The sequence below is a fragment of the Cellvibrio sp. genome, assembly GCF_053579595.1.
In genome coordinates, this window is sequence record NZ_JBRFPI010000241.1 from 6309 (window position 1) to 7086 (window position 778).

Genomic DNA, 778 nt, shown 5'->3' on the forward strand with positions numbered 1-778 from the left:
CGCAAATAGCGCGCAGTGACATCGTGCAAATTAGACGCTTCAGTTAACAAATTGGATTCCGCTAAAGCAAGACGACCCGCAACTTGCTCCAGATCCACCCGGCGACCAACACCGGAGGTTGCGCGCTCTTCGATTTGGCCAAACACCTCTTGATGCTTCACATAATTGTTGCGCGCCAAATTAACCAGTTCGCGATTGCGTTTTACATCTTCATAGGCGCGCACCGCTTCCAGTGCAGTAGTTTCGATGGTATTCAATAATTCGTAGTAACGTACCAAACGCGCGCTGTCAAAACGTTCTACTTCGCCGGATGTACGGAAACCGTTAAACAGCATTTGGCTGAGTGTGATTTGTCCTTGGGTAGTGTTATAGACACTGCGGCCATCGTAATCACGATTGGTTTTTCCAGCAGATGCACCTATATCAACAGTGGGCAAATAACCAGCGCGTGCAACACGTACATCATATGTAGATGCGCTGAACTCGTGCCAGCTCGCCTGTACATCGGGGTTAGATTCTATTGCCTGTAAGGCTGCATCTTTTACATTGTTTGCAGCAGTGCTTTGTGCAGCCGCCTGGCCAGCAAACGCAAATACCGACATCAACACTAATGAGTGAGAAACCAGTGATAGGTGTTTTAAAAGAGCGATGCGATCAAAAAGAGAAAGTGCCATTAGAATTTTCCACATGGGTTGCACATAACAGTTAGCAATAAATAGATATCAGACTGACAAATACCTTCAGCGAATGGTTTCGCACACGATGCCACTTCACTAAC

General features: G+C 46.8%; 1 protein-coding gene. It reads right to left on the reverse strand.

Features of this window, described 5'->3' with window-relative positions:
* Positions 1-674, reverse strand: a 674-nt coding sequence (locus ACWA6V_RS14420) for a TolC family protein (RefSeq protein ID WP_449523147.1), incomplete at its 3' end; no start/stop codon positions are given.
* Positions 675-778 lie beyond the last annotated feature (104 nt).